Source organism: Bacillus sp. AFS001701, assembly GCF_002559405.1.
Taxonomy (GTDB): Bacteria; Bacillota; Bacilli; order Bacillales; family Bacillaceae_G; genus Gottfriedia.
In genome coordinates this window covers 1-2,446 of sequence record NZ_NTZO01000338.1, presented here as the reverse complement: position 1 = coordinate 2,446, position 2,446 = coordinate 1, and the positions used below count along the sequence as shown (strand labels likewise).

Genomic DNA, 2,446 nt, shown 5'->3' with positions numbered 1-2,446 from the left:
TTTAGTTGAAATAAAAGATATCCAGTTATCCCAGGAAATACCAAAAAAAAGAAAAGGATTTCAATATTCAATTACTCTATTTTAAAATGATGTAGAGGCATTTAAATTTGAATTTACTCGAATAAAAGGAAATCACTATTATATTAAATCAGATACTTATCAAATTGTTGATGATTCTTTTAAGAGTATTGATGTGATTTAATATATTTTTAAAAAATATATGCGTTTAAAATCAAACCGTTTTTGATTTTTGTTCGTTACTTAATTAAAGGAAACATGGAAATCATGAGGAGGATTGCCTTTTTTATGCAAAAAATGAGTGAAGCAGAATTGATGCAACTAATAAAAGAAAAACATCGCCCTGCATTAGAAGAATTATATGATCGTTATATTAAAATTGTATACTCGTTTAGTTTAAAATCAACTAAGGATCCTGATAAAGCAAAGGCAATTGTCCAAGCCGTATTTATGAGAATTTGGACCACGAAGAATGGTTTCGACCCAGAAAAAGGTCAATTTATAAATTGGCTACTTACAATTACCAGAAATATCACAATCGACCATCATCGGAAGGAAAAAAAGGAACATGCTCAAATTACAATTGGACAGGAACAATTGGAGCGAATATCAGAATACCCATCTAATAACCCTGCAGAAATTGTATCTAAGAAACTTCTTAAAGAACAAATACAGCAAGCTTATCAATACCTTTCAAAAAACCAAATCGAGCTAATTCAGTGGCTATATTGGGAAGGATATACACTTCGTGAAATAGCTGAAATGAAACAAGAACCGATTGGTACGATTAAAAGTCGATTACATCAAGCACTAAAAATTTTAAGAAATCGAATGGAACCAGAGTTGGGGGGAATGAAAAAATGACTACTAATCAAAGTTGTTCATTTTCCAATGAAATAGTCTGTTATATGCTTGGAGAAGTTACAGAGGAAGAAAAACATTTTTTTGAAGAACATATTATAAATTGCGAATCTTGTCGTTTGGAAGTTCAAGAGACGGAGGAGGCATGGAATATGATTCCATTAAATTTGGATGATGTAGAAATTCCCTCTAATTTAAAAGCAGAAGTGATGAATTTTATTTTTCCAACTGATAATTCCACCGATTACCATCAATTGGAGACAATGTTTAAAACTAGCTTTGAAACAATAATAAATATTCGTAAATTCCTATACGTTTTGACGGCTGCTATCATTCTTATTTCTTTTATAGGACTCATATGGAATAATCTTCAACTTAGAAAAGAGTTGGCGCAAGTAAATAAAAAAACAATCTCACCAACTGACGTTGTTCAAGTATATTCATTAAAATCAGCTGATCCAAGAATAAATTCAGCAAAAGGAAATGCATGGTTTTACAAGCAAGGCGATCGTAAACAGATTGTTTTCAAGCTCCAAGGACTTGAGACTACAAAAGGTACTGAGGCCTATCAAGTGTGGCTTATTCATGACGGAAAGCGAAGAAGTGCAGGAACTTTCCATGTGGATAAAAATGGAAATGGTTTCCTTACACACGTTTTCAATGAAAAAGAGCAGATCTTTGAAGCAATCGGTATCTCGCTCGAGCCAGATGCTAAAGGGGTACAGCCACGTGGTAAAAAAGTTTTAAGTACGTAAGAAAATACCCATGATTCTTTATACAGAATCATGGGCATTTTTGTTAGATTATGAGACTTAAACTATTTATTAATGCTATTTGTTGGAGAAGTAATTAACCATCCAACAGGAGTTGCACCAATACCGTGAGTTAATGTTCTATCTTCAATCACAGCTGGAACAGAATTCAACGCAATACTTCCGTCTGGTTTTACATTATAATATAGGCTACCTTCATTAACATCCTTATCTTTAAAGCTAAACATAACAGGATTATTAAACTTAGCAATAATTTCATTTGTCTTTGAATCAAGTACTCTAAATGCAAAATTCATAATTACTGTTTCACCTTCGGGAGCATTGGCTTGGAAAGAACGATTATCTCCCTCTAGGACTTGAAATACAACGTCATTACTAAACGTACCTTCAGGAATATCAATTTTTATTCCACTATGACTAATTTTTGCGGCCTCATCTGCTTTAATTTTCTTTTCAGCAATTACTTTTGGAAATCCAAATTGGGTAAAATCAGTAGAGGCAAACGCCACTGCACCAAATACAAGCATTGAAATTAAGGACATAACAGCTACAAGAGTAAAACGAATTTTTTTCATTTTCTTACATCTCCTTTTTTATTATTAGGTTTCATTAAAGGTAACGAATGAAATTCTAATACGGTTTGAAGGAAATTGTAATTTTTAAAAAGTTTTTATTATTGTTCAACTAACGTACGATAGTTGAATAAGTGGGTTAGGATTTAATACCATACAAAAGACTAGTATATAATACTAGTCTTAAAATTTTTGCTAAAGTTTAACTTTGATTTTTTCATA

At 31.8% G+C, this 2,446-nt stretch carries 3 protein-coding genes; 2 read left to right on the top strand and 1 reads right to left on the bottom strand.

The genetic code is table 11. From position 1 onward, the window contains the following. Nucleotides 1-306: 306 nt before the first annotated feature. Both CN514_RS19420 and CN514_RS19415 read left to right on the top strand, forming a co-directional pair. Nucleotides 307-882 (top strand): RNA polymerase sigma factor, encoded by a 576-nt coding sequence (locus CN514_RS19420; RefSeq protein WP_098234017.1) that lies wholly within the window; start codon nucleotides 307-309, stop codon nucleotides 880-882. Next, nucleotides 879-1,634 carry an anti-sigma factor gene (locus CN514_RS19415; RefSeq protein WP_098234016.1) on the top strand — a complete coding sequence of 252 codons (756 nt, stop codon included), beginning with the start codon at nucleotides 879-881 and terminating at the stop codon, nucleotides 1,632-1,634. Before CN514_RS19420 ends, CN514_RS19415 begins: the two co-directional genes overlap by 4 nt. Before the next feature lie 62 nt (nucleotides 1,635-1,696). Here CN514_RS19415 and CN514_RS19410 read toward each other — a convergent pair whose 3' ends face one another. Next, nucleotides 1,697-2,227, bottom strand: coding sequence for a hypothetical protein (locus CN514_RS19410; protein ID WP_098234015.1), 531 nt, complete (start codon nucleotides 2,225-2,227; stop codon nucleotides 1,697-1,699). Nucleotides 2,228-2,446 lie beyond the last annotated feature (219 nt).